We start from the raw sequence: 2,455 nt of genomic DNA, 5'->3' as shown, positions 1-2,455 counted from the left end.
CGGCGAAACATGAAACGTGCGACGCAGCGCACAGTTGAGCTCTGAACCATCTTGCATTTGACGCGGTTCAGGCCGCACTCTACGCGAGTGGTGACGGCCCGCGTCACAAAGTGACAAAAACGTTAAGGGCCCGTCCCAAACAGCTCTACGTCGATATCCGACAGGAATATCTGGATCCCCCCTGTTCCGGCCCTGTCGGATGTCGGCACCTCTGAATGCAGACGGCCCCGCAATGCGGGGCCGTTTGTTTTTGGCTTGTTTGGATCCACGCCATGCGTGGACGGGCCTCGTCCGGCAACTCTGCAAAAAACAGGGCCGGACAGTCCCCCGACTGCCGGCCCCCCGCTTCCCCACCGTGCGCCTGTACCGGCCCCTGTTCCAATTCCGGTCAACGGCGCCTACGGCGCCAGCCACGATGGGTGCTATTGGGTTATCTGCAAAAATCCTGCCAACTTTAGGGCGGATTTCAGCCCGCTCCCCATCCGGGCCCGTCGCCCCCCTCCGAATGGCGCTAAAATCGCCACCCCGGCGCCGCCCCGGCCGCGCCCGTCCCTTGTTGAACTGCCCCCATGACCCAGTCCTTCCATCGTTACGACGTCATCGTCATCGGCGGTGGCCACGCCGGCACCGAGGCCGCGCTGGCCGCGGCCCGTACCGGCGTGCGCACCCTGCTGCTGACCCACAACATCGAAACCGTGGGCGCGATGAGCTGCAACCCGGCCATCGGCGGCATCGGCAAGGGTCACCTGGTCAAGGAAATCGACGCCCTCGGCGGTGCGATGGCGCACGCCGCCGACCGCGCCGGCATCCAGTGGCGCACGCTCAACGCCTCCAAGGGCCCGGCCGTGCGCGCGACCCGCTGCCAGGCCGACCGCAACCTGTACCGCATGGCGATCCGCGCCATCGTCGAAGGCCAGGCCGACCTGACTGTGTTCCAGGCGGCCGTCGATGACCTGGTCATCGAAGGCGACGCCGTGCGCGGGGTCATCACCCAGACCGGCCTGCGCTTCGACGCCGAGGCCGTGGTGCTGACCGCCGGCACCTTCCTGGCCGGCAAGATCCACGTCGGCCCGACCCAGTACGCCGCCGGTCGCATGGGCGACCCGCCGGCCACCACGCTGGCCGCGCGCCTGCGCGAACGTCCGTTCCAGGTCGACCGCCTGAAGACCGGCACGCCGCCGCGCATCGATGGCCGCTCGCTGGATTACAGCGTGATGGACGAGCAGCCCGGCGACACGCCGCGCCCGGTGATGTCCTTCCTCGGTTCGGTGGACGAGCATCCGCAGCAGGTCAGCTGCTGGATCACGCACACCACCGAGCAGACCCACCAGATCATCCGCGACGCCCTGCACCGTTCGCCGCTGTACAGCGGGCAGATCGAGGGCATCGGCCCGCGCTACTGCCCGTCCATCGAGGACAAGGTGGTGCGCTTTGCGGAAAAGGCCAGCCACCAGATCTTCGTCGAACCCGAAGGCCTGGGCATCGTCGAGATCTACCCCAACGGCATCTCCACCTCGCTGCCGTTCGACGTGCAGCTGGAGATGGTGCGCAGCATCCGCGGCTTCCAGAACGCGCACATCACCCGCCCCGGCTACGCCATCGAATATGACTTCTTCGATCCGCGCGGCTTGAAGGCTTCGCTGGAAACCAAGCTGGTCAACGGCCTGTTCTTCGCCGGCCAGATCAACGGCACCACCGGCTATGAAGAGGCTGCCGCACAGGGCCTGCTGGCCGGCCTCAACGCTGCGCGCCAAGTGCGCGGGCTGGACGGCTGGTGCCCGCGCCGCGACGAAGCGTACCTGGGCGTGCTGGTGGATGACCTGATCACCCACGGCACCAACGAGCCGTACCGCATGTTCACCAGCCGCGCCGAGTACCGCCTGCAACTGCGCGAGGACAACGCCGACCAGCGCCTGACCCCGGCCGGCCGCGAGATGGGCCTGGTCGATGACCGCCGCTGGAGCGCCTTCGAGACCAAGCAGGCGGCAGTCGCCGCCGAGCGAGCGCGCTTGGGTGCACTGTGGGCGACCCCGGCCAATGCGCTTGGCCGCGAAGTGCAGGAAACCCTGGGCGTGGCGGTCAGCCGCGAAACCAACGTGCTGGACCTGATCAAGCGCCCGGAGCTGGACTACGCGCAGCTGATGCAGGTGCCGTCGCTGGGCCCGGCGGTGGCCGATGGCAAGGTGGCCGAGCAGGTCGAGATCGGCGTGAAGTACGCCGGCTATCTGGACCGCCAGCGTGACGAGATCGAACGCCAGCAGCGCCACGAAGCGACGCCGATCGCCGAAGGCTTCGACTACGCCAGCGTGCGTGGGTTGTCGGCCGAAGTGCTGCAGAAGCTGGAACGCGTGCGCCCGCAGACCATCGGCCAGGCACAGCGCATTCCCGGCATGACCCCGGCCGCGATCTCGCTGCTGCTGGTGCACCTGGAGCGCGCCCGCCGCAGCCGCGTGGC

The 2,455-nt window shown here is 67.9% G+C and carries 1 protein-coding gene; it reads left to right on the top strand.

Features of this window, described 5'->3' with window-relative positions:
• Window positions 1-569: 569 nt before the first annotated feature.
• Window positions 570-2,455, top strand: a 1,886-nt coding sequence (gene mnmG, locus DCO49_RS19830) for a tRNA uridine-5-carboxymethylaminomethyl(34) synthesis enzyme MnmG (RefSeq protein ID WP_116865443.1), incomplete at its 3' end; no start/stop codon positions are given.

The sequence above is a fragment of the Stenotrophomonas sp. SPM genome, from assembly GCF_003105135.1.
In the GTDB taxonomy this organism is placed as follows: Bacteria; Pseudomonadota; Gammaproteobacteria; order Xanthomonadales; family Xanthomonadaceae; genus Stenotrophomonas.
Note: the sequence above shows the minus strand (reverse complement) of the source record. Positions and strands in the feature narration are given on the sequence as shown.